The organism is Pseudomonas sp. IT-P44 (assembly GCF_949768225.1).
GTDB classification, from domain to species: domain Bacteria; phylum Pseudomonadota; class Gammaproteobacteria; order Pseudomonadales; family Pseudomonadaceae; genus Aquipseudomonas; species Aquipseudomonas migulae.
This window is the reverse complement of the sequence record NZ_CATKQM010000035.1, coordinates 85,772-106,092: the sequence shown is the minus strand read 5'-3', so window position 1 is coordinate 106,092 and position 20,321 is coordinate 85,772. Positions and strand designations below refer to the sequence as shown.

Sequence of the window (20,321 nt, the reverse complement as noted above, 5' to 3'; positions counted from 1 at the left end):
GAGCAGGCTCGCTCCTATAGGGGATCGTGCATTCGGTTGGAGAATGCCTTTATCATGCGCCCCATGATTAAAGATCCCTTTGCAAGACTCGGCCTGGACCGTGAAGTCCTGACTGTCAGCCAGCTCAACGGCCGCGCGCGGGTGTTGCTCGAAGACGTGTTCAGCAATATCTGGGTCGAAGGCGAAATCTCCAACCTCGCACGCCCGGCGTCCGGCCACGTGTATTTCACCCTCAAGGACAGCGGCGCCCAAGTACGTTGCGCGCTGTTTCGGCAGAACGCGGCGCGGGTTCGTCAGGCGCTGAAGGACGGCCTGGCGGTCAAGGTGCGCGGCAAGGTTTCGCTGTTCGAAGGCCGTGGCGACTATCAGCTGATTCTCGACACCGTCGAGCCGGCCGGTGACGGTGCGCTGCGCCTGGCCTTCGATGCCTTGAAGGAAAAACTCAGCGCCGAAGGCCTGTTCAGCGCCGAGCGCAAAGTGCCGCTGCCGGCGCATCCGCAGCGCATCGGCATCATCAGTTCGCCGACCGGCGCGGTGATCCGCGACATCATCAGCGTGTTCCGCCGTCGCGCACCGCAGATCCAACTGACGCTGATCCCCACCGCCGTGCAGGGCCGCGAAGCGACGGCGCAAATTGTCCGCGCATTGAAACTGGCGGACGCCCGTGGTTTCGACGCATTGATCCTGGCCCGTGGCGGCGGCTCGCTGGAAGACCTCTGGTGCTTCAACGAAGAAGCCGTGGCCCGCGCCGTGGATGCATGCGTGACGCCGATTGTCAGCGCCGTCGGCCATGAAACCGATGTATCGATCAGTGATTTCGTGGCCGACGTTCGCGCCCCGACGCCGTCCGCCGCCGCAGAACTGCTGGCGCCGGATTCCAGTGACCTGGTGCGTCGGGTCGAAAGCCTGCACCGTCGGCTGGTGATGCGCATGCGTGACCGCCTGATGCGTGATCGCCTGCGCCTGGAAGGCATCTCTCGTCGCCTGCGCCATCCCGGTGAACGTCTGCGCCAACAGGCGCAACGTCTGGATGATCTGGACATGCGCATGCGCCGCGCCTTCGAACGCAGCCTCAATACCCGTCGCGAACGGCTGATCCGCCTGGAAACCCGCCTCGCCGGGCAACATCCGGGGCGGCAACTGGCGATGTTGCGTCAGCGCCTCGACAGCCTCGCCGAACGCCTGCCCCGGGCCATGCGCGAAGGGCTCAAGTCCCGTCGTCTGCAACTGCAAAGCCAGGTGCAGACCCTGCACGTGGTCAGCCCTTTGGCGACCCTCGGCCGTGGCTACAGCATTTTGCTCGACGAGCGCGGCAACGCGATCCGCAACGCCGCGCAAACCCACAACGGCCAGCGCCTGAAAGCCAAACTGGGTGAAGGCGAACTGCAAGTGCGGGTCGAAGACAATCACCTGACGCCTGTCACCCTTTCTTTACTGGATTGATCCATGCCGCGTTTTTTAGCTTCGCTGCTGTTGCTGTGCCTGACCTTCAACGCCCACGCCGACAGCTACATCACCCGCCTGTTGAACAAACCGGTACCGGGGGGTGTGGCGGTGGTGGATCTGGGCAGCTCTGCCCAGGCGCCGAAAGCCAGCTATCAAGGCAAACCGGTGCTGGTGGTCAAGGAACAGGACAATTGGCTGGCGATTGTCGGTGTGCCGTTGACCGTCAAACCGGGTGCCCAATCCATCAGCAGCGGTGGCCGCAACCTGAGCTTCACCGTTGGCAACAAGAAGTATCCGGAACAGCGCATCACGTTGAAAAATACTCAACAGGTCAATCCTGACCCGGACAATCTCAAGCGCATCGAGCGCGAACTGGCCGAGCAGATCGCCGCGTACCGCACGTTCAGCCCGAATACGCCGAGCAACCTGCTGCTGGACAAACCGGTCAACGGCCCGCTGTCGAGCAAGTTCGGCGTGCGCCGTTTCTTCAACGGTGAAGAGCGCAATCCCCACTCTGGCCTGGATTTCGCCGTGGGCGCCGGCACGCCGATCAAGACCCCGGCGGCGGGCAAGGTGATTTTGATCGGTAACTACTTCTTTAACGGCAACACGGTGTTTGTCGACCATGGGCAGGGCTTTATCAGCATGTTCTGCCACATGTCGAAGATCGATGTGAAGGTGGGGCAGCAACTGGCGCGTGGTGGTGTGGTTGGCAAGGTCGGTTCGACTGGACGGGCGACCGGGCCGCACATGCACTGGAATGTCAGCCTGAATGATGCGCGGGTGGATCCGGCGATTTTCATAGGCGCGTTTCAACCTTGAATCTTCGCTGAAGCGAATGGCCATTTCGCGGGCAAGCCTCGCTCCTACAGGAGTTCACGCAATTACTGTAGGAGCGAGCGGTGCGGCGACCCGACTTGCTCGCGAAGGCGGTATCACTGACGCCGCCTATTCCGCGTCCAGGTCCTCTATCCCATGTACCTCTCGATCCGCCAGGCAGTGTTTGACCCACTCCTGCGTCTCGACTGAAAACCAGCTCAACTCCTCTGCCGTGATCAATTCCCGCGCACACAACCCAAGCAAATGCGAGCGGGCTTCATGACGCGAAAACCTGAAAACACCAAACGCCCAATACAGTTCCTTTTGCCCGGCTTTCAGCAGCTCCTCGCTGGCATCTATTCGTTCGTAGGGCGCGTTGCTCTTATCCAGCAGCGTTTTTTCGACATCCGACAAAATCCGCTCGCACATCCGCTCATGTGCCACCGGCCGTAACACGCAATACTGCTTCCAGTCAGACTCGTTCATCGCCGACTCCTGAATGCCAGTCGAGGCTTTAAGAATAGCCCGACTGTCAGCGCCCGGCGCTCAAACCATCAATTGCGCATCGCTTGAAGCTCGCGCAAAAAACCAAACAATCACGGGGACTCACAGCAATAAAATCTCGATAAATACGCGCTAGCGAGTATTCCTCTCAATTTTTTTCGACTGCTTGCCATCCTTCACCCTCGCGGTTAGGGTTGAAGACATGAAAACCTCTCACACCCTCATTCAGCTTCGCCAGCACCGCAGCCTGTGCCTCGTCAGCGCACGACTGCCGGGCTGAATCGCGACGCCTCGTTTTACGCTTTTCCCCAAGAACTTTTGATCCACCGGCAGGCCGCCTTTTTTCGGCCCACACAATAAGGATTTCCCGATGAGCATGCTCAAAGACCCGTCTTCGAAATACCGCGCGTTCCCGACCATCGACATTCCGGACCGCACCTGGCCGTCGAAGACCATCACCGCCGCGCCGATCTGGTGCAGCTCCGACTTGCGCGACGGCAACCAGTCGCTGATCGAGCCGATGGACGCGGTCAAGAAGCTGCGTTTCTGGAAAACCCTCGTACAGGTTGGCGTGAAAGAAATCGAAGCGTCCTTCCCGGCTGCGTCGCAAACCGACTTCGACTTCGTGCGCACCCTGATCGAAGGCAACCACATCCCGGACGACACCACCATTCAGGTGTTGACTCAAGGCCGTGAAGACCTGATCGAGCGCACCTTCGAATCCCTGCGCGGGGCGAAGAAAGCCATCGTTCACCTGTACAACGCGACCTCCCCTTCCTTCCGCCGCATTGTCTTCAACCAGGACAAGGACGGGATCAAGGCCATCGCCGTGAACGCCGCCAAGCTGTTCGTCAAATACGCGGCCCAGCAGCCGGACACGCAGTGGACCTTCGAATACTCGCCGGAAACCTTCAGCGCCACCGAGCTGGAGTTCGCCAAGGAAGTCTGCGACGCGGTCATCGAAGTCTGGAACCCGACGCCTGAGCACAAAGTGATCCTCAACCTGCCGGCCACCGTCGAATGCGCGACCCCGAACATCTATGCCGACCAGATCGAATGGTTCGGCCGCCACATCAACCGTCGTGACAGCGTGATCATCAGCCTGCACACCCACAACGACCGTGGCACCGGCGTGGCCGCCACCGAGTTGGGCCTGATGGCGGGTGCGGATCGTGTCGAAGGCTGCCTGTTCGGCAACGGCGAGCGTACCGGCAACGTCGACCTGGTCACCGTGGCACTGAACCTCTACACCCAGGGCATCCACCCTGAGCTCGATTTCTCGGACATCGACGGCGTGCGCAAAGTCGTCGAAGAATGCAACCAGATCCAGGTGCACCCGCGTCACCCGTACGTCGGCGACCTGGTTCACACCGCGTTCTCCGGCTCCCACCAGGATGCCATCCGCAAGGGCTTCGCCCAGCAGAAACCGGACGCCCTGTGGGAAGTCCCGTACTTGCCGATCGACCCGGCCGACATCGGCCGCAGCTACGAGGCGGTGATCCGCGTCAACAGCCAGTCGGGCAAGGGCGGTATCGCTTACCTGCTGGAACAGGAATACGGCATCAGCTTGCCGCGTCGCATGCAGATCGAGTTCAGCCAGGTCGTGCAGCGTGAAACCGATCGCCTGGGCCTCGAAATGACCGCCCAGCAGATCCACGCGTTGCTGCACAGCGAGTACTTGCAGGCCAACACCCCGTACGCGCTGGTCAGCCATCGCCTGCAGGAAGAAAACGGTCACAGCGCCGTGGAAGTGGAAGTTTCCGGCAAGGGCCAGGGCGAAACCAACCTGCACTGGCGCGGCAAAGGCAACGGTGCGCTGGAAGCGCTGGTGGCCGGTCTGCCGATTCCGGTGGAGATCATGGATTACAACGAGCACGCGATCGGTGCGGGCACCAACGCCAAGGCCGCGGCCTACATCGAACTGCGTGTGGAAGGCCAACGTGCGGTGCACGGTGTGGGCATCGATGAAAACATCACCACCGCCAGCTTCAAGGCCTTGTTCAGCGCGCTGAACCGCTCGTTGAGCCAGCCGGAAGCGAAAGCGGCGTAAGCCTTCGCTGTAATGCAAAAGGCCCCGGGGTGTGAACCTCGGGGCCTTTTTGTTTGCCGGCAATATTTATGTTGTCTGTCCCGGCCCCATCGCCAGCAAGCCGGCTCCTACAGTTGACCGCGTAGGTCAGAACAACTCGGTCAACTGTAGGAGCCGGCTTGCTGGCGATGGGGCCTTGTCAGGCAGAGAAAATCTCAGGTGAACTCGAACGTGTCAGCATCCAGATTCGCCGGAAACCGCGTGCGATAAGCCGCCAGTTCCGCCGCATCCAGAACAACCTGAAACACCCCATCCGCCTCACCGGCGCTGAGCAATGTCTCGCCCTGAAAATCCAGGACCTGACTGTCGCCGGTGTACGCAAAGCCTTTCCCGTCAGTGCCGATGCGATTCACCGCCGCCACGTAGCACAGGTTTTCGATTGCCCGCGCCGGCAGCAAACGGTTCCAGTGCTGGCGCCGCGCACCCGGCCAGTTGGCGGTGTACAGCAAAAGGTCTGTGTCCTGGGCATCGCGGCTCCACACCGGGAAACGCAGGTCGTAGCAAATCAGCGGTCGGACGCGCCAGCCTTTGAGCTCGAACTGCACCTGGCGCTCGCCCGGCGTGTAGTGATTGTGCTCGCCGGCCATACGGAACAAGTGGCGCTTGTCGTAATGCCAGACTTCGCCATCCGGCCGCGCCCACAACAGGCGATTGCGATGGCTGCCATCAGCGGCCTGAACGATGATGCTGCCGGTGATCACCGCATCGAGTTTTGCCGCCTGGGCGCGCAGCCATTTGCTGGTGGGACCGTTTTCCGCCTCGGCAAGCGTCTCGGACTCCATGGAAAAACCGGTGGTGAACATCTCCGGCAGGATGATCAGGTCCGCGCCGCGAGCCTGTTCCAGCAGTTGCTCGAAATGCTCCAGATTGGCCTGGCGGTCGTGCCAGGCCAGGGTTGTCTGGATCAGCGCGATGGTCAGATTCGGCAATGCACTCAGATCACGCATAGTTTTGCCGCTGCTTCACGCAGGGTCTCCTCGCGTTTGGCGAAGCACAGGCGCACCAGGCGCTGGCCTTCGGGTGGCGTCTGGTAGAACACCGAGATCGGGATGCTCGCCACGCCGTGTTCGCGGGTCATCCACAGCGCCATTTCGACATCGTTGAGGTCGGGACGGATCTGCGAGTAATCGACCAACTGGAAATAGGTGCCGGTGACGCGGGTGAAACTGAAACGCGATGGCATCAGCAAGTCGCAGAACAGATCGCGCTTGGCCTGGTAGAAGCCGGGCAATTCTTCGACGTGTTCAGGATGCTCCGCCATGAAGTCGGCCAAGGCGTATTGCAAGGGGGTTACGCCGCAAAAATTGACGTACTGGTGCACCTTGCGCAGCTCTGCCGACAAGGCCGGTGGCGCGACCACGTAGCCGGTTTTCCAGCCGGTGACGTGGTACGTCTTGCCGAAGGAGCTGACCACGAAGGCGCGCTGATACAGCTCTTCATGGGCCAGCACACTGACATGGGGCACACCGTCGTAGACCAGGTGCTCGTAGACCTCATCGCTGATCACATAGATGTCGCGGTCACGGATCAACGCCGCCAGTTGGTCCAGCTCGGCACGGTTGATCAGTGCGCCGCTGGGATTGTGCGGGGTATTGAGGATGATCATCCGCGTGCGCGGACTCAGCGCCTGGGCGAGCTTTTCGAAATCGATGCTGAAGTCGTCCAGCCCCAGTTGCACGTGAACACAACGGCCACCGGCCAGCTGGACCGAGGGCTCGTAACTGTCATAGGCCGGATCAAACACGATGACTTCGTCACCGTTGTGGATAACGGCCTGAATGGCGCAAAAAATCGCCTCAGTCGCACCGGGAGTCACGGTCACTTCGCTGTCCGCATCGACGGTGACGCCATAGCTGCGGGCAATTTTCGCCACGATCTGCTGACGCAGTACCGGCAGGCCGGTCATTGGCGAATACTGGTTATGGCCATTGGCAATGTGCCGACCCACCGCATCGCACAAGGCTTGCGGGGCATCGAAATCGGGAAAACCCTGTGACAGGTTGATCGCCCCGGTTTGCGCCGCGAGCTGAGACATCTGCGTGAAGATAGTGATGCCGACATTCGGCAGCTTACTGGTGATCATCGGTGATTCCCTGCTCTACACCCGGCTCTAACGGCGGCGCGGGAGAGCCCGAGGATAGCCAAACGGCGCCCATAAAAAAAGGGCGCCAGTGGCGCCCTTCTTCTCGAACCCGATCCCGTAGGAGCGAGGCTTGCCCGCGAACGCAACACCGCGGTGTATCAGATACACCGCGTTATCGTTCTTCGCGGGCAAGCCTCGCTCCTACAGAGGCGAGCCAGCCTTGAATCAGCGCTTGTCGCGGCGCTTCTTGTCGGCTTTCTTGTGGTGCGACATCAAGCGACGCTTCTTGTTGACCTGACGGTCAGTGAGCGAGTTCTTGTTGCCTTCGTACGGGTTCTCGCCGCCCTTGAACTCGATGCGGATCGGCGTACCGACCAGCTTCAAGACACGACGGTAAGTGTTTTCCAGATAACGCACGTAAGACTTCGGCACCTTCTCGATCTGGTTACCGTGAATCACGATGATCGGCGGGTTGGCACCACCCAAGTGCGCATAACGCAGCTTGATCCGGCGGTTGTTGACCATCGGTGGCGCGTGCTCGCCGACCGCATCTTCCAGAATCTGGGTCAGACGGTTGGTCGGCCAGCGGGTGACCGCGGACTTGAACGAGTTCTGTACGGAAGCGTAGAGGTTGCCCACGCCCGTGCCGTGCAGTGCCGAGATGAAGTGGATGTCGGCGTAGTCAACGAAGAACAGTCGACGTTGCAGTTCGACCTTCACGAAGTCACGCTCGCTCGGCGTCATGCCGTCCCACTTGTTGATCGCGATGACCAGCGCACGACCGGACTCAATGGCGAAGCCCAGCAGGTTGAGGTCGTGGTCCACCACGCCTTCGCGGGCGTCCATCACGAAGATCACCACGTTGGCGTCTTTGATCGCTTGCAGGGTTTTGACCACGGAGAATTTTTCGACTTCTTCGTGGATCTTGCCGCGCTTGCGCACACCGGCGGTGTCGATCAGCGTGTACTTCTCGTCGTTACGCTCGAACGGGATGTAGATACTGTCGCGGGTAGTGCCGGGTTGGTCGTACACGATGACCCGGTCTTCACCGAGCATGCGGTTGACCAGGGTCGACTTGCCGACGTTCGGGCGGCCGATGATGGCGATCTTGATCCCGTCTTTTTCGCTTGGGCCAGGAATGCGCTTGGCTTCCTCGCCTTCGGCAACGTCCTCTTCCTCGCCTTCTTCCAGCTCTTCTTCGTCTTTCGGGAAGTCGCTCAGGGCGATTTCCAGCATCTGGGTGATGCCACGACCATGAGCACCGGCGATCGGGATCGCGTGGCCCATGCCCAACGGGGCGAATTCGGCGCGGGCCATTTCAGGGTCGATGTTGTCGACCTTGTTGGCAACCACGTACGAACGCTTGTTACGTTTGCGCAAATGCTCGGCGATCATCTGGTCGGCGGCGGTGAAACCGGCCTTGGCATCTACCAGGAACAGAACGACATCGGCTTCTTCAATGGCCAGCAGCGACTGCTCGGCCATTTTTTCGTCCATACCGTGCTCGTCACCGGAGATACCGCCGGTGTCGACCAGAATGTAGGAACGCCCTTGCCACTTGGCCTCACCGTATTGGCGATCACGGGTCAGACCGGACAAGTCGCCGACGATGGCGTCGCGAGTCCTGGTCAGGCGGTTGAACAAGGTGGACTTGCCGACGTTCGGTCGGCCCACCAGGGCGATTACGGGAACCATGCGGCTCTCCACTTCGTTATTTCAGAAAATACAAAAGCCGCTGCGAGGCAGCGGCTGGTGCTCGGGGCAGCGTTTGAAAACGCTGCGAGCCCCGCAGAACGGGGCCGCTTGGGGGTTAACCCCAAGCATAGTCAAAACATTACTTGATGGTCAGGGCTTCCAGTTTGCCGCTGTTGCCATAAAGATAAATCGTGTCACCCACCACCAGCGGACGGGCACGCAGGCCGTCGCTGTCGATGCGTTCGCGGCCGACAAAACGACCGTCCACCTGGCTCAGCAGGTGCACATAGCCTTCCATGTCACCGACTGCAACATAGCTGGAGAACACTTCTGGAGCCGACAGTTGACGGCGAGCCAGCGAGTCGTTGCTCCACAAGGCTGTGGTGGAACGCTCGTCAACGCCTTCAACGGTGCCCGAAGCCAGGCTCACGTACACAGTGCCGAAGCCCTGCGCAACGCCGGCATAGCTGGAAGCATCACGCTGCCAGAGCTGACGACCGCTTTCCAGGTCCAGTGCCGCAACGCGACCCTGATAGCTGGCGACGTACAAGGTACCGCCGGACAGCAGCAGACCACCGTCGATATCGACAACGCGCTCCAGTTCCGAACGACCTTGCGGGATCGCAACCCGCTGTTCCCACACCGGCACGCCGTTGGAGATATCGAGCGCAACCACTTTACCGGTCGACAGGCCAGCCACCGCGAGGCGGTTGGTCACGATCGGTGCGCTGGTGCCTCGCAGGGTCAGGACCGCAGGCGTGCTGTCATACAACCAGCGCTGGTTGCCGGTAGAGGCATCCAGACCGATCAGACGGTCATCCTGAGTCTGAACGACCACCACGTCACCGTTGTTGGCCGGCGGCGCGAGAACTTCGCTGGACACGCGAGCGCGCCATTTCTCTTCACCGTTGGTGGCGTCCATCGCAACGATTTCGCCCTTGGTCGTACCGATCACGAGCAGGCCATAACCTACGCCAACGGCGCCGGAAACAGGCAGTTCGAGGTCTTTCTTCCACTTGACGTCGCCATTGCTGCGATCCATCGCCATCACCACGCCAGTGACGTCGGCGGCATAGATGGTATCGCCATCGATCGCCGGAACCAGCATGTTGTAGGTTTCGCCCTGACCGTCACCGATCGAACGACTCCACTGCTTTTGCAGGACCACTTCTTCTTTGAAGTCGACCAGCTCGGCAGGCGGCAATTCTTTTTTGCTGTTGCTGCTGCAACCCGCGGCCAAAACGGCCAGAGCCAGCAATGCTGCATGTTTCCAACGGATCACGTCACGCATCCCCTTTGGCCAGATCGTCCAACTTGATTTGTAGGCCACCGACTGCCGCTTCATCCGACAGTGCCGCCTTGGCTTTTTGATACGCAGCGTGCGCTTCGTCAGTACGACCCAACTGCACCAGCAGGTCGCCCTTGAGTTCTTCGCGGGTGGCGAGGAATGCTTTATCGGCATCGCCTTCGAGCAGTTTCAGGGCTTCATCGACCTTGTTCTGCGCGGCCAGTACCTGCGCCAGGCGCTGACGGGCGATTTCGCCCAGTGCCGGGTTGGCCGGTTTGGCAACGATGGCTTTCAGCTCGGTGGCAGCGTCGTCCAGCTTGCCGCTGTCGACCGCGACTTTCGCCACGAACAGGCTGCCGTATTGCGCGTAGGCGCTGCCGCCAAATTCGCTGTTGAGCTTGCCGGCCAGGTCCGAAACACGGGCGGCATCAGGCTTGCCGTTGGGCGTCAGCGTGGTTTCGAGCAATTGCTGATAGAGCATCGAGGCGCCTTGCGACTGATTGCTCTGATACTTTTGAAAGGCCTGCCAGCCGAACACGATGACCAGCGCCAACAGGCCGCCAGTGACCAGGGGCTTGCCGTTGCGTGTCCACCAGTCCTTCAAATCCGCCAGCTGTTCGTCTTCGGTACTCGACACCCCAATACTCCTTAATCGCTAAATCGGCTGTTTATGACAGCTTCAACCCTGCACGACGCAGGTGGCCAGGTGTGCAGCAAGCGCATCCCAGGCAATGCTTTGTTGTTCGCCCTGGCCACGCAGGGGTTTGAAACCTACCACTTGCTGGGCCATTTCGTCGTCACCGAGGATCAGCGCGTACAGCGCACCGCTCTTGTCGGCCTTCTTGAATTGACTTTTGAAACTGCCGGCGCCGGCATTGATCTGCAGACGCAGGTTGGGCAACTGATCGCGCACCTTCTCGCTCAACGTCAGGGCCGCCAGCTCGGCAGCCTCGCCGAATGCGCAGAGATAGACGTCGACCTGACGGGAGATCTCTTCCGGGATCTGCTCCAGGGTTTCAAGCAGCAGCACCAGACGCTCGATGCCCATGGCGAAACCAACGCCCGGGGTCGGCTTGCCGCCCATCTGTTCCACCAGACCGTCGTAGCGGCCGCCGGCACACACGGTGCCTTGAGCGCCCAACTTGTCGGTGACCCACTCGAAAACCGTCTTGCTGTAGTAATCCAGCCCGCGTACCAGCTTCGGGTTGATCACGTAAGGAATACCGGCGGCGTCCAGGCGAGCCTTGAGGCCCTCGAAGTGCACGCGGGATTCGTCGTCGAGGTAGTCGGCCATTTTCGGCGCGTCGACCAGGATCGCTTGAGTGTCGGCGTTCTTGGTGTCCAGAACGCGCAACGGGTTGGTCTTCAGACGACGCTGGCTGTCTTCGTCGAGCTTGTCCAGGTGAGCGGACAGGAACTCGACCAGCGCTTCGCGATAACGACCACGGGATTCGCTGGTGCCCAGGCTGTTGAGTTCGAGCTTGACCGCATCACGGATGCCCAGCTCGCCCCACAGGCGCCAGGTCAGCACGATCAGCTCGGCGTCGATGTCCGGACCGTCGAGGTTGAACACTTCGACACCGATCTGGTGGAACTGGCGATAACGGCCTTTCTGCGGACGTTCGTGGCGGAACATCGGGCCGATGTACCAGAGTTTCTGCACCTGGCCGCCGCCAGTGATGCCGTGCTCGAGCACCGCACGCACGCAAGCCGCCGTGCCTTCTGGGCGCAGGGTCAGCGAATCACCGTTACGGTCTTCGAAGGTGTACATCTCTTTTTCGACGATGTCGGTCACTTCACCGATCGAGCGCTTGAACAGCTCGGTGAACTCGACGATCGGCATGCGGATCTGCTTGTAACCGTAGTTATCCAGCAGACGCGAAACGGTGCCCTCGAAATGACGCCACAGGGGAGTCTGTTCGGGCAGGATGTCGTTCATGCCACGAATGGCTTGCAGAGACTTGCTCACTTTAAATCCTTAAATTCGTTCGATCAGCCGCGAGCGATTACAGCTGCGTCAGCTTCGACCTTCTCGGCCGCTTTCTGGCGGATCAAGCGTTCAAGCTCATCCACCAGATTGTCATTCGTCAGTTTCTGCGACGGCTTGCCGTCGATGTAAATCAGGTTTGGCGTGCCGCCGGTCAAGCCGATATGGGCTTCCTTGGCTTCGCCCGGCCCGTTGACCACGCAACCGATGACCGCGACATCCAGCGGCACCAGCAGATCTTCGAGGCGCCCTTCCAGCTCGTTCATGGTCTTGACCACATCGAAGTTCTGCCGCGAGCAGCTCGGGCAGGCGATGAAGTTGATGCCACGGGAACGCAGGTGCAGGGATTTGAGAATGTCGTAGCCGACTTTCACTTCCTCGACCGGGTCGGCCGCCAACGAGATGCGGATAGTATCGCCAATCCCTTCGGCGAGCAGCATACCGAGGCCCACGGCGGATTTCACTGTGCCTGAACGCAAACCACCGGCTTCGGTGATGCCCAAGTGCAGCGGCTGGACGATTTCCTTGGCCAGCAAGCGGTAAGCGGCGACGGCCATGAACACGTCGGAGGCTTTCACGCTGACCTTGAAGTCCTGGAAGTTCAGGCGTTCAAGGTGCTCGACGTGACGCAGGGCAGACTCGACCAGCGCGGCCGGGGTCGGCTCGCCGTATTTCTTTTGCAGGTCTTTTTCCAGGGAACCGGCGTTGACGCCGATGCGGATCGGAATCCCGCGATCACGGGCGGCATCGACCACCGCACGCACGCGGTCTTCACGACCGATGTTGCCCGGGTTGATCCGCAGGCAATCAACGCCCAGTTCGGCTACGCGCAAAGCGATCTTGTAGTCGAAGTGGATGTCGGCCACCAACGGCACTTTGACCAGTTGCTTGATCTTGCCGAAGGCTTCGGCGGCGTCCATGTCCGGTACGGAAACCCGCACGATATCGACGCCAGCGGCTTCCAGACGATTGATCTGGGCGACGGTGGCGGCAACGTCATTGGTGTCGCTGTTGGTCATGCTCTGCACAGCGATGGGCGCATCGCCGCCAACAGGCACGTTACCGACCCAGATTTTCCGGGATTCGCGACGCTTGATTGGAGATTCGCCGTGCATGACTTATTGACCCAACTTCAGGCGAGCAGTCTCGCCACTGGTGAATGGAGCGACATCAACCACCTGACCGTTGTAGCTGACCTGCGCGCCACGGGCGAAGCCCAGACGCACGGCAAACGGCGGCTTACCACTGAGGGAAACGGTTTCGCCTTTGCGCTTGAGACCACTGAGCAGCACTTTGCCAGTGCCGTCGGTAACTTGTGTCCAGCAATCAGCGGTGAATTGCAGTTGAACCTGGCCTTGGCCAGCAACCGGAGCAGCCGGTGCAGCCGCTGCCGGAGCAGGAATGGTCGGCGTTACCGAGGCGGTTGCAGGCGGGGTCGACACAACCGGAGCCGTCGGGGCCGCAGGCGCGACAACTGGCGCGGTGCTGTGCGCCGGGGCAACGGGTGCCGGAGCAGCCGGCGCGGTGTTATGTGTCGGTGCAACTGGCGCCGGGGTAGCCGGTGCGGCCGGAGCGACCACAGGCGTAGCCGGCTCAGCTTCAGCCGGCGCTTCAGTCGAAGTCTCGGCTTGCGGCAATGCGAGAGCGGTCGAACTTTCAGCCTGACCTTCCGCGACAGCCTGGTCTTCCGGCTCGTCCAGCGGATGGATCTGGGTGGTGCCGTCGGCGCCTTCGACTTCAACGTGCTCCGGGCTCAGGCTGATCAGGTCCTTGGTGCGCAATGAGGTTTGATCCTGCCACCAGATGAAACCGCCGCCGATCACCGCGATCAGCAGCAGCAGGCTGACGATTCGCAAGATAGTGTGGGAAACCCGAACCGGCTCTTCGATGCGCCCCAGGCTGTGGACGTTGGCGCCCTGGGAGTCGGTACCGGTGGATTGGTCGAATTGCTGAACCAGAACGGTCTGGTCCATGCCGAGCAATTTGGCGTAGGCGCGAATATAACCGCGGGCAAAGGTATGCCCCGGCAGCTTGTCGAATGCGCCGGCTTCCAGATTACTCAGGGAATTAACGGTGAGGTTGAGCTTGAGGGCCACTTCGGCCAGCGACCAGCCATTGCTTTCGCGGGCCTGGCGCAAAGTCTCACCGGGGTTAACGCGATTCGCTGCTACAACTTCGGGATGCGCCGCTTTCATCATTGCTCCGACAGGTATTGCTGATATTCCGGCGTACCGGGATAGAGTCGTTTTAGTTGCAGGCCATAACTGGCTGCCTTGTCGCGATCTTCGAACACTTTTGCCAGCCGAACGCCGAGCAATAGACTACGTGCATTTTGCTCGGTGAGCAGGCTAAAACGGTCGTAATAGTCACGCGCGGGCACATAATGCCTGTCTTCGTAAGACAACTCAGCCATTTCCAGCAATGCACGGGGTTGCTGACGGTTCAAACGCAAAGCTTTTTCCAACTGCTGCTGGGCCAGATCACGCTGGCCAAGCTTGGAAGCGGTCATGCCCAGGTTCTCGAACACTCGCGAACGCTCAGGATACAGGGTATCGGCAGCGGCTTGCTCGAAGCGCTCGTAAGCCTCTTTGTAACGTTTCTGTTCGAAAAGAAAACTGCCGTAATTATTCAGGATACGGGCATCGTTGGGGCGGGAAGAAAGCGCCTTGCGAAAGTGCTCATCCGCCAGCTCCGGCTCCATCTCGGCCTGAAACACCAGACCCAATGCGGCATTGGCGTCAGGATCCGAACCGTCCAGCTCCAAGGCCTTTTTCAGCGGGACCTTGGCGCGTTCGGTCATGCCCTGCTGCAAATAGCCCAAGCCCAGTTGCACGTAGGCAACTCGCGCTTCATCGCGGCCCTTGCTGGTCTTCATCGGATTGAAATCGCCCGACAGGACGCAGCCAGTACAAAGACTGGCCAACAGCAAAAGCAGCGCAAAGCGCAGGGACATAGAGATCCTCTCTTGAATTATTTCGCAGCGTTCGAAGCCATATCGTTGTCGGCGCTCAACTCGCGCACGGCGATATAACGTTCACTGCGACGGGTGCGATCCAGCACCTGCCCTACCAATTGGCCACACGCGGCATCGATGTCTTCACCGCGAGTGGTGCGTACGGTGACATTGAAACCTGCATGGTGAAGCTGATCCTGGAAGCGACGAATCGCATTGTTGCTCGGACGCTCGTAACCGGAATGCGGGAACGGGTTGAACGGAATCAGGTTGATCTTGCACGGGATGTTCTTGAGCAGCTCGATCATCTCAACGGCATGCTCAACCTTGTCGTTGATGTCCTTGAGCAAGGTGTACTCGATGGTCAGCACGCGTTTTTCGCCCAGGGACGACATGTAGCGCTGGCACGACTCGAGCAGCATCTTAAGCGGATATTTCTTGTTGATCGGCACCAATTGGTTACGCAATGCGTCATTCGGTGCGTGCAGGGACAACGCCAGGGAGACGTCGATGTGCTTGGACAGCTCATCGATCATCGGCACCACGCCGGAGGTCGACAGGGTCACACGGCGCTTGGAAATGCCGTAACCCAGGTCGTCCATCATCAGATGCATGGCTGCAACGACGTTGTCGAAGTTCAGCAGCGGCTCGCCCATGCCCATCATCACCACGTTGGTGATGGCACGGTCGGCGGTCGCCGGGATGCTGCCGAACGATTTATTGGCAATCCACACCTGGCCGATGACTTCGGCGGCGGTGAGGTTGCTGTTGAAACCTTGCTTGCCGGTGGAGCAGAAACTGCAATCCAGGGCACAGCCTGCCTGGGACGAAACGCACAGAGTGCCGCGTTTGCCCTGGGGAATGTAAACGGTCTCGACGCAGCTGCCGGACGCCACGCGCACCACCCACTTACGGGTGCCGTCGGTGGAAATGTCCTCGCTGACGACTTCAGGACCGCGAACTTCGGCAATGGCCTTGAGCTTGTCGCGCAGGGCCTTGCTGACGTTCGTCATGGCGTCGAAATCATCGACGCCAAGGTGGTGAATCCATTTCATTACCTGACCGGCACGGAAACGCTTCTCCCCGATTGAGTCGAAGAATTTTTCCATTTCCTGTTGAGTCAGCCCCAGCAGGTTGGTTTTTACAGTCGATGTAGTCATGGATTCACCTTCACTCTTAAGCCAATGCTTAGCGAGTGGTTACTTCAGTAGCTGCGAAGAAGTACGAGATTTCGCGAGCAGCAGCGGCTTCGGAGTCCGAACCGTGTACAGCGTTGGCGTCGATGGAATCAGCGAAGTCAGCACGGATGGTGCCGGCAGCAGCTTCTTTAGGGTTGGTAGCGCCCATCAGCTCACGGTTCAGAGCGATAGCGTTTTCGCCTTCCAGAACCTGAACAACAACAGGACCGGAGATCATGAAAGCAACCAGGTCGCCGAAGAAACCACGAGCGCTGTGCTCAGCGTAGAAGCCTTCAGCTTCGGCTTTGGACAGTTGCTTCAGTTTCGAAGCTACAACGCGCAGGCCTGCTTTTTCGAAACGAGTGGTGATCTCGCCGATGACGTTTTTAGCAACAGCGTCAGGCTTGATGATGGAGAAAGTACGTTGAACAGCCATGGTGTAACTCCAGAAACGGTAATTTGTGAAAAATTAAACCCGCGAATTATACGCGGGTTCTTGGGTATTGCCTAACCTGCAGCGTGGCTCAGTCGCGTTCTTCGATCCAGTGGGCCTGAATGGCCTCGAGGATCTTTTCGCCACAATGCTCAGGCAGGTCGTCGAACTCGGGCAATTCCATCACCCACTTGCGCAGATCGACGAAGTTGACCGACAAAGGGTCAACATCGGGCTTGCTTTCAGCCAGCTGGATTGCGATTTCCAGCACATCAGTCCACTTGAGACTCATGACAGTTCCTTGAATCAGTGCGGCGCTTCGGCGGCGTGGTTGAGCGAATACTTCGGAATCTCGATGGTCAGGTCTTCAGTCCCGACGATCGCCTGGCAGGCCAGACGCGATTGAGCTTCCAGACCCCAGGCACGATCGAGGAAATCTTCTTCCAGTTCATCCGCTTCTTCCAGCGAATCAAACCCTTCTCGAACGATGCAATGACAAGTGGTACAAGCGCAAACGCCGCCACAGGCACTTTCCATCTCGATGTGGTGCTCATGGGCCAGTTCGAGAATCGATGTACCGGGCTCAGCCTCGACCACCATGCCTTCCGGGCAAAACTTCTCGTGTGGCAGAAAAATGACCTGCGGCATCAGTTATCCTCGATTTCATTCAGATTGCGCCCCGCCAGCGCGGCTTTCACCGTCGAGTCCAGGCGGCGGGCAGCAAAGGCGTCGGTGACTTGCGACAGACGCTTGGTCTGTTGCTCGATGGCGTAACCATCGGCACCTTTCATCAGTTCGGTCAGTTCCTGCATCTGCAATTCGATGACCATGCGCTCTTCGGCGTCGAGCAAACGCTCGCCGTCGGCTTCGAGAGCGGCTTGCACCGCTTCGATCAGGCGCTGGGCATCGACCTGCTGCTCACGCAGCACACGGGCGACCTTGTCGTCGTTGGCGTGCTGGAACGAATCCTTGAGCATCTTGGCGATTTCGCCGTCGGTCAGGCCGTAGGACGGCTTGACCTGAATGCTTGCTTCAACACCCGAACCCAACTCACGGGCCGAGACACTGAGCAGACCGTCGGCGTCGACCTGGAAGGTCACGCGGATCTTCGCTGCACCGGCGACCATCGCCGGAATGCCGCGCAATTCGAAGCGCGCCAGGGAGCGGCAGTCGCTGATCAGCTCGCGCTCACCCTGCAACACGTGGATCGCCATGGCCGACTGGCCATCTTTGTACGTGGTGAAATCCTGGGCACGAGCGACGGGAATGGTGGTGTTGCGCGGAATCACCTTCTCCATCAGGCCGCCCATGGTTTCCAGCCCCAGGGACAACGGAATCACGTCGAGCAACAGCAGTTCGCCGCCATCGCGCTTGTTGCCGGCCAGCGTATCGGCCTGGATCGCAGCACCGATGGCCACCACTTGATCCGGGTCGATTTCAGTCAGCGGTTGGCGACCGAAGGCTTCGGCGACGGCTTCACGAACGCGAGGCACACGGGTCGAACCGCCGACCATGACCACCGCGTGCACGTCTTCCAGCTCGACGCCGGAATCACGCACCGCGCGACGGCAGGCCTTCAGGCTGCGAGCAACCATCGGCTCGATCAGCGCATTGAAAGCTTCGCGAGTCAGCTCGGCTTTCCAGTCGCCATAAGCGACTTCAACGGCCGCAACATTGGTCAGCGCTTCCTTGGCCGCGCAGGCAGTTTGCAGCAGGTTACGTTGCGCACCCGGATCGAGATCAGCGGACAAACCGGCGCTCTCGATGATCCAGCCGGCAATCGCATGGTCGAAGTCATCGCCGCCCAGGGCGCTGTCGCCGCCGGTGGCCAGCACTTCGAACACACCGCCGGTCAGGCGCAGAATCGAAATATCGAAGGTGCCGCCGCCCAGGTCATAAATCGCGACCAGGCCTTCAGCATGTTGATCCAGACCGTAAGCCACGGCAGCGGCGGTCGGCTCATTGAGCAAACGCAGCACGTTCAGGCCGGCCAGTTTGGCCGCGTCCTTGGTGGCTTGACGCTGAGCATCGTCGAAATAGGCCGGAACGGTGATCACCGCACCCACCAGCTCGCCACCCAATGTCGCTTCAGCGCGCTGACGCAATACCTTGAGGATATCGGCGGAGACTTCGACCGGGCTTTTCGGCCCCTGAATGGTTTCGATGAACGGCATGTGCGACTCGCCACCGACAAAGCGGTACGGCAGTTGCTCGCCCAATTGCTTGACGTCGGACAGACCACGACCCATCAAGCGCTTGACCGACAGCACGGTGTTCAACGGATCGGTAGCGGCAGCCAGCTTGGCCGACTCGCCCACTTCGACGCGATCGGCGTGGTAACGCACGGCGGACGGCAGGATGACCTGCCCGTCAGCGTCAGCCAGAGGCTCGGAAAGACCACTGCGCAATGCAGCGACCAGCGAATTGGTAGTGCCCAAGTCGATCCCCACAGCCAGACGACGCTGGTGCGGTTGAGGACTTTGGCCGGGTTCGGCGATCTGCAGTAGGGCCATCGTGATCAGGACTTATCTGTATATCAGGCGTGCGACCGGAGCGGCACTGGGTTAATCGTCGAGGCGCTCTTCTAACTGGCGCACTTCGTAGGTGAGCTTGTCGAGGAACTGCATGCGCCGCATCAGGCGTTCGGCCTGTTCACGTTGCGCTGCATCATTCCAACAGGCTGCGAAACTGTCGTTCAGTTTTTCCTGAGCAACTTTCAAACGACGCTTGAAGACGGCAACGCCATTCAGGTCGGCGCTGTCCTGCAGGTCTTCGAGCTCTTCGCGCAACTCCATCTGTTGCAGAAGAAACTCCGGATCATGCACCGTGACCTCCAGCGGCAGCTCGCCACCATTCAGGGCGAGCAGGTATCGCGCGCGCTTCGGGGGACTTTTGAGCGTCTGGTAGGCCTCGTTGAGGCTCGCGGATTGCTCTAGCGCCAGCCGTTGCTCGCGCTCGGAAGCGTCCGCAAAACGGTCCGGATGAACACTGCGCGCCAACTCACGGTAGCGCGTAGCCAGCTGGTCGAGGTCCAGATTGAAACTCGGTTGCAGCTCAAATAAAGCGAAATGACAAGGAGTACCCACAAGAAGCCTCAGATGTTGAAGCTTTCGCCGCAGCCACATTCACCGCGTACGTTGGGGTTGTTGAACTTGAAGCCTTCGTTCAACCCTTCCTTGACGAAATCGAGCTCGGTGCCGTCCAGGTAGGCCAGGCTTTTCGGGTCGATGATCACTTTCTCGCCGTGACTTTCGAACACCTGATCCTCGGCAACCACCTCGTCGACAAACTCCAGCACGTAGGCAAGGCCGGAACAGCCCGTGGTGCGAACACCCAGACGAATCCCTTCACCTTTGCCGCGCCCGTCGAGGGAGCGTCGCACGTGTCGAGCAGCCGCTTCTGTCATGCTGATAGCCATCGGTGACTCCTTACTCGTCGCAAAATCTTGAAAATCAGATCAAGCCTTTCTTCTGCTTGTAGTCGCGAACGGCCGCTTTGATAGCGTCTTCAGCGAGTACGGAGCAGTGAATTTTCACCGGCGGCAGAGCCAGTTCTTCGGCCAGTTGAGTGTTTTTGATGGTCTCTGCTTCATCCAGAGTCTTGCCTTTCATCCACTCGGTCGCCAGGGAGCTGGAGGCGATAGCCGAACCGCAACCGTAGGTCTTGAACTTGGCGTCTTCGATGATGCCTTGCTCGTTGACCTTGATTTGCAGGCGCATCACGTCGCCGCACGCCGGAGCGCCGACCATGCCGGTGCCGACATCCGGGTCTTCCGCGTCCATCTTGCCGACGTTACGCGGGTTTTCGTAGTGGTCGATGACCTTTTCGCTGTAAGCCATGATTCTT

The 20,321-nt window shown here is 59.9% G+C and carries 21 protein-coding genes; 3 read left to right on the top strand and 18 right to left on the bottom strand.

Going from position 1 to position 20,321, the window contains the following annotated elements; translation table 11 throughout:
- The first annotated feature begins 63 nt into the window (after positions 1-63).
- Positions 64-1,443: an exodeoxyribonuclease VII large subunit gene (xseA, locus tag ACM6IO_RS18645; RefSeq protein ID WP_032832722.1), complete on the top strand. Its 1,380-nt coding sequence runs from the start codon at positions 64-66 to the stop codon at positions 1,441-1,443.
- Positions 1,444-1,446: 3 nt separating this feature from the next.
- Complete coding sequence (locus ACM6IO_RS18640; RefSeq protein WP_192228443.1) at positions 1,447-2,268, top strand: M23 family metallopeptidase; 822 nt, start codon at positions 1,447-1,449, stop codon at positions 2,266-2,268.
- Between the two features lie 126 nt (positions 2,269-2,394).
- Here ACM6IO_RS18640 and ACM6IO_RS18635 read toward each other — a convergent pair whose 3' ends face one another.
- The gene (locus ACM6IO_RS18635; protein WP_008025532.1) at positions 2,395-2,751 is read right to left on the bottom strand and encodes a hypothetical protein; all 357 of its coding nucleotides are present in this window, start codon (positions 2,749-2,751) and stop codon (positions 2,395-2,397) included.
- 388 nt (positions 2,752-3,139) lie between these two features.
- On the opposite strand from ACM6IO_RS18635, the gene leuA reads away from it, so the two are divergent.
- Positions 3,140-4,819: a 2-isopropylmalate synthase gene (leuA, locus tag ACM6IO_RS18630; RefSeq protein WP_008025530.1), complete on the top strand. Its 1,680-nt coding sequence runs from the start codon at positions 3,140-3,142 to the stop codon at positions 4,817-4,819.
- A 194-nt stretch (positions 4,820-5,013) separates the two neighbouring features.
- Here the strand turns inward: leuA and ACM6IO_RS18625 are convergent, their stop codons facing one another.
- The 17 genes from ACM6IO_RS18625 to iscU all read right to left on the bottom strand — a co-directional run bounded on the left by ACM6IO_RS18625 (position 5,014) and on the right by iscU (position 20,314).
- The gene (locus tag ACM6IO_RS18625) at positions 5,014-5,805 is read right to left on the bottom strand and encodes an amidohydrolase (protein ID WP_223451685.1); all 792 of its coding nucleotides are present in this window, start codon (positions 5,803-5,805) and stop codon (positions 5,014-5,016) included.
- Entirely contained in the window at positions 5,793-6,941 is a 1,149-nt protein-coding gene (locus ACM6IO_RS18620; protein WP_008042421.1) for a pyridoxal phosphate-dependent aminotransferase, read from the bottom strand. Before ACM6IO_RS18620 ends, ACM6IO_RS18625 begins: the two co-directional genes overlap by 13 nt.
- 225 nt (positions 6,942-7,166) lie before the next feature.
- Positions 7,167-8,636 (bottom strand): ribosome biogenesis GTPase Der, encoded by a 1,470-nt coding sequence (gene der, locus ACM6IO_RS18615; protein WP_008025521.1) that lies wholly within the window; start codon positions 8,634-8,636, stop codon positions 7,167-7,169.
- Between the two features lie 139 nt (positions 8,637-8,775).
- Positions 8,776-9,927, bottom strand: a complete 1,152-nt coding sequence (gene bamB, locus ACM6IO_RS18610) for an outer membrane protein assembly factor BamB (RefSeq protein ID WP_032828591.1) — start codon at positions 9,925-9,927, stop codon at positions 8,776-8,778.
- Positions 9,920-10,561: a tetratricopeptide repeat protein gene (locus ACM6IO_RS18605; RefSeq protein ID WP_192228439.1), complete on the bottom strand. Its 642-nt coding sequence runs from the start codon at positions 10,559-10,561 to the stop codon at positions 9,920-9,922. The genes bamB and ACM6IO_RS18605 overlap by 8 nt, the downstream gene beginning before the upstream one ends.
- A gap of 42 nt (positions 10,562-10,603) precedes the next feature.
- Entirely contained in the window at positions 10,604-11,893 is a 1,290-nt protein-coding gene (gene hisS / locus ACM6IO_RS18600) for a histidine--tRNA ligase (RefSeq protein ID WP_008042422.1), read from the bottom strand.
- A gap of 23 nt (positions 11,894-11,916) precedes the next feature.
- Entirely contained in the window at positions 11,917-13,026 is a 1,110-nt protein-coding gene (ispG, locus tag ACM6IO_RS18595; protein ID WP_007903603.1) for a flavodoxin-dependent (E)-4-hydroxy-3-methylbut-2-enyl-diphosphate synthase, read from the bottom strand.
- 3 nt (positions 13,027-13,029) lie between these two features.
- Positions 13,030-14,106, bottom strand: a complete 1,077-nt coding sequence (locus ACM6IO_RS18590) for a helix-turn-helix domain-containing protein (protein ID WP_223436577.1) — start codon at positions 14,104-14,106, stop codon at positions 13,030-13,032.
- Entirely contained in the window at positions 14,106-14,864 is a 759-nt protein-coding gene (gene pilW, locus ACM6IO_RS18585) for a type IV pilus biogenesis/stability protein PilW (protein ID WP_008042429.1), read from the bottom strand. Before pilW ends, ACM6IO_RS18590 begins: the two co-directional genes overlap by 1 nt.
- Positions 14,865-14,881: 17 nt before the next feature.
- Positions 14,882-16,024, bottom strand: coding sequence for a 23S rRNA (adenine(2503)-C(2))-methyltransferase RlmN (gene rlmN, locus ACM6IO_RS18580; protein ID WP_008025507.1), 1,143 nt, complete (start codon positions 16,022-16,024; stop codon positions 14,882-14,884).
- Between the two features lie 28 nt (positions 16,025-16,052).
- Complete coding sequence (gene ndk, locus ACM6IO_RS18575) at positions 16,053-16,478, bottom strand: nucleoside-diphosphate kinase (protein WP_007916882.1); 426 nt, start codon at positions 16,476-16,478, stop codon at positions 16,053-16,055.
- Between the two features lie 88 nt (positions 16,479-16,566).
- The gene (gene iscX, locus ACM6IO_RS18570; RefSeq protein WP_008025505.1) at positions 16,567-16,767 is read right to left on the bottom strand and encodes a Fe-S cluster assembly protein IscX; all 201 of its coding nucleotides are present in this window, start codon (positions 16,765-16,767) and stop codon (positions 16,567-16,569) included.
- A 14-nt stretch (positions 16,768-16,781) separates the two neighbouring features.
- A complete protein-coding gene (gene fdx / locus ACM6IO_RS18565) occupies positions 16,782-17,123 on the bottom strand; it encodes an ISC system 2Fe-2S type ferredoxin (protein ID WP_008025503.1) in 342 nt (113 codons plus the stop codon).
- Positions 17,123-18,988 (bottom strand): Fe-S protein assembly chaperone HscA, encoded by a 1,866-nt coding sequence (hscA, locus tag ACM6IO_RS18560; RefSeq protein WP_008025501.1) that lies wholly within the window; start codon positions 18,986-18,988, stop codon positions 17,123-17,125. The genes fdx and hscA overlap by 1 nt, the downstream gene beginning before the upstream one ends.
- A 51-nt stretch (positions 18,989-19,039) precedes the next feature.
- Positions 19,040-19,561 (bottom strand): co-chaperone HscB, encoded by a 522-nt coding sequence (gene hscB / locus ACM6IO_RS18555; RefSeq protein WP_008025499.1) that lies wholly within the window; start codon positions 19,559-19,561, stop codon positions 19,040-19,042.
- An 8-nt stretch (positions 19,562-19,569) separates the two neighbouring features.
- Positions 19,570-19,893 carry an iron-sulfur cluster assembly protein IscA gene (gene iscA / locus ACM6IO_RS18550; RefSeq protein ID WP_003227904.1) on the bottom strand — a complete coding sequence of 108 codons (324 nt, stop codon included), beginning with the start codon at positions 19,891-19,893 and terminating at the stop codon, positions 19,570-19,572.
- A gap of 34 nt (positions 19,894-19,927) precedes the next feature.
- Positions 19,928-20,314: a Fe-S cluster assembly scaffold IscU gene (iscU, locus tag ACM6IO_RS18545; RefSeq protein WP_003443374.1), complete on the bottom strand. Its 387-nt coding sequence runs from the start codon at positions 20,312-20,314 to the stop codon at positions 19,928-19,930.
- Positions 20,315-20,321 lie beyond the last annotated feature (7 nt).

Bases quoted from the DNA above. Each gene is read 5' to 3' on its own strand.
- xseA (WP_032832722.1), top strand. From the start codon at position 64: ATGATTAAAGATCCCTTTGCAAGACTCGGCCTGGACCGTGAAGTCCTG.
- ACM6IO_RS18640 (WP_192228443.1), top strand. From the start codon at position 1,447: ATGCCGCGTTTTTTAGCTTCGCTGCTGTTGCTGTGCCTGACCTTCAAC.
- ACM6IO_RS18635 (WP_008025532.1), bottom strand. From the start codon at position 2,751: ATGAACGAGTCTGACTGGAAGCAGTATTGCGTGTTACGGCCGGTGGCA.
- leuA (WP_008025530.1), top strand. From the start codon at position 3,140: ATGAGCATGCTCAAAGACCCGTCTTCGAAATACCGCGCGTTCCCGACC.
- ACM6IO_RS18625 (WP_223451685.1), bottom strand. From the start codon at position 5,805: ATGCGTGATCTGAGTGCATTGCCGAATCTGACCATCGCGCTGATCCAG.
- ACM6IO_RS18620 (WP_008042421.1), bottom strand. From the start codon at position 6,941: ATGATCACCAGTAAGCTGCCGAATGTCGGCATCACTATCTTCACGCAG.
- der (WP_008025521.1), bottom strand. From the start codon at position 8,636: ATGGTTCCCGTAATCGCCCTGGTGGGCCGACCGAACGTCGGCAAGTCC.
- bamB (WP_032828591.1), bottom strand. From the start codon at position 9,927: ATGCGTGACGTGATCCGTTGGAAACATGCAGCATTGCTGGCTCTGGCC.
- ispG (WP_007903603.1), bottom strand. From the start codon at position 13,026: ATGCACGGCGAATCTCCAATCAAGCGTCGCGAATCCCGGAAAATCTGG.
- ACM6IO_RS18590 (WP_223436577.1), bottom strand. From the start codon at position 14,106: ATGAAAGCGGCGCATCCCGAAGTTGTAGCAGCGAATCGCGTTAACCCC.
- pilW (WP_008042429.1), bottom strand. From the start codon at position 14,864: ATGTCCCTGCGCTTTGCGCTGCTTTTGCTGTTGGCCAGTCTTTGTACT.
- rlmN (WP_008025507.1), bottom strand. From the start codon at position 16,024: ATGACTACATCGACTGTAAAAACCAACCTGCTGGGGCTGACTCAACAG.
- ndk (WP_007916882.1), bottom strand. From the start codon at position 16,478: ATGGCTGTTCAACGTACTTTCTCCATCATCAAGCCTGACGCTGTTGCT.
- iscX (WP_008025505.1), bottom strand. From the start codon at position 16,767: ATGAGTCTCAAGTGGACTGATGTGCTGGAAATCGCAATCCAGCTGGCT.
- fdx (WP_008025503.1), bottom strand. From the start codon at position 17,123: ATGCCGCAGGTCATTTTTCTGCCACACGAGAAGTTTTGCCCGGAAGGC.
- hscA (WP_008025501.1), bottom strand. From the start codon at position 18,988: ATGGCCCTACTGCAGATCGCCGAACCCGGCCAAAGTCCTCAACCGCAC.
- iscA (WP_003227904.1), bottom strand. From the start codon at position 19,893: ATGGCTATCAGCATGACAGAAGCGGCTGCTCGACACGTGCGACGCTCC.
- iscU (WP_003443374.1), bottom strand. From the start codon at position 20,314: ATGGCTTACAGCGAAAAGGTCATCGACCACTACGAAAACCCGCGTAAC.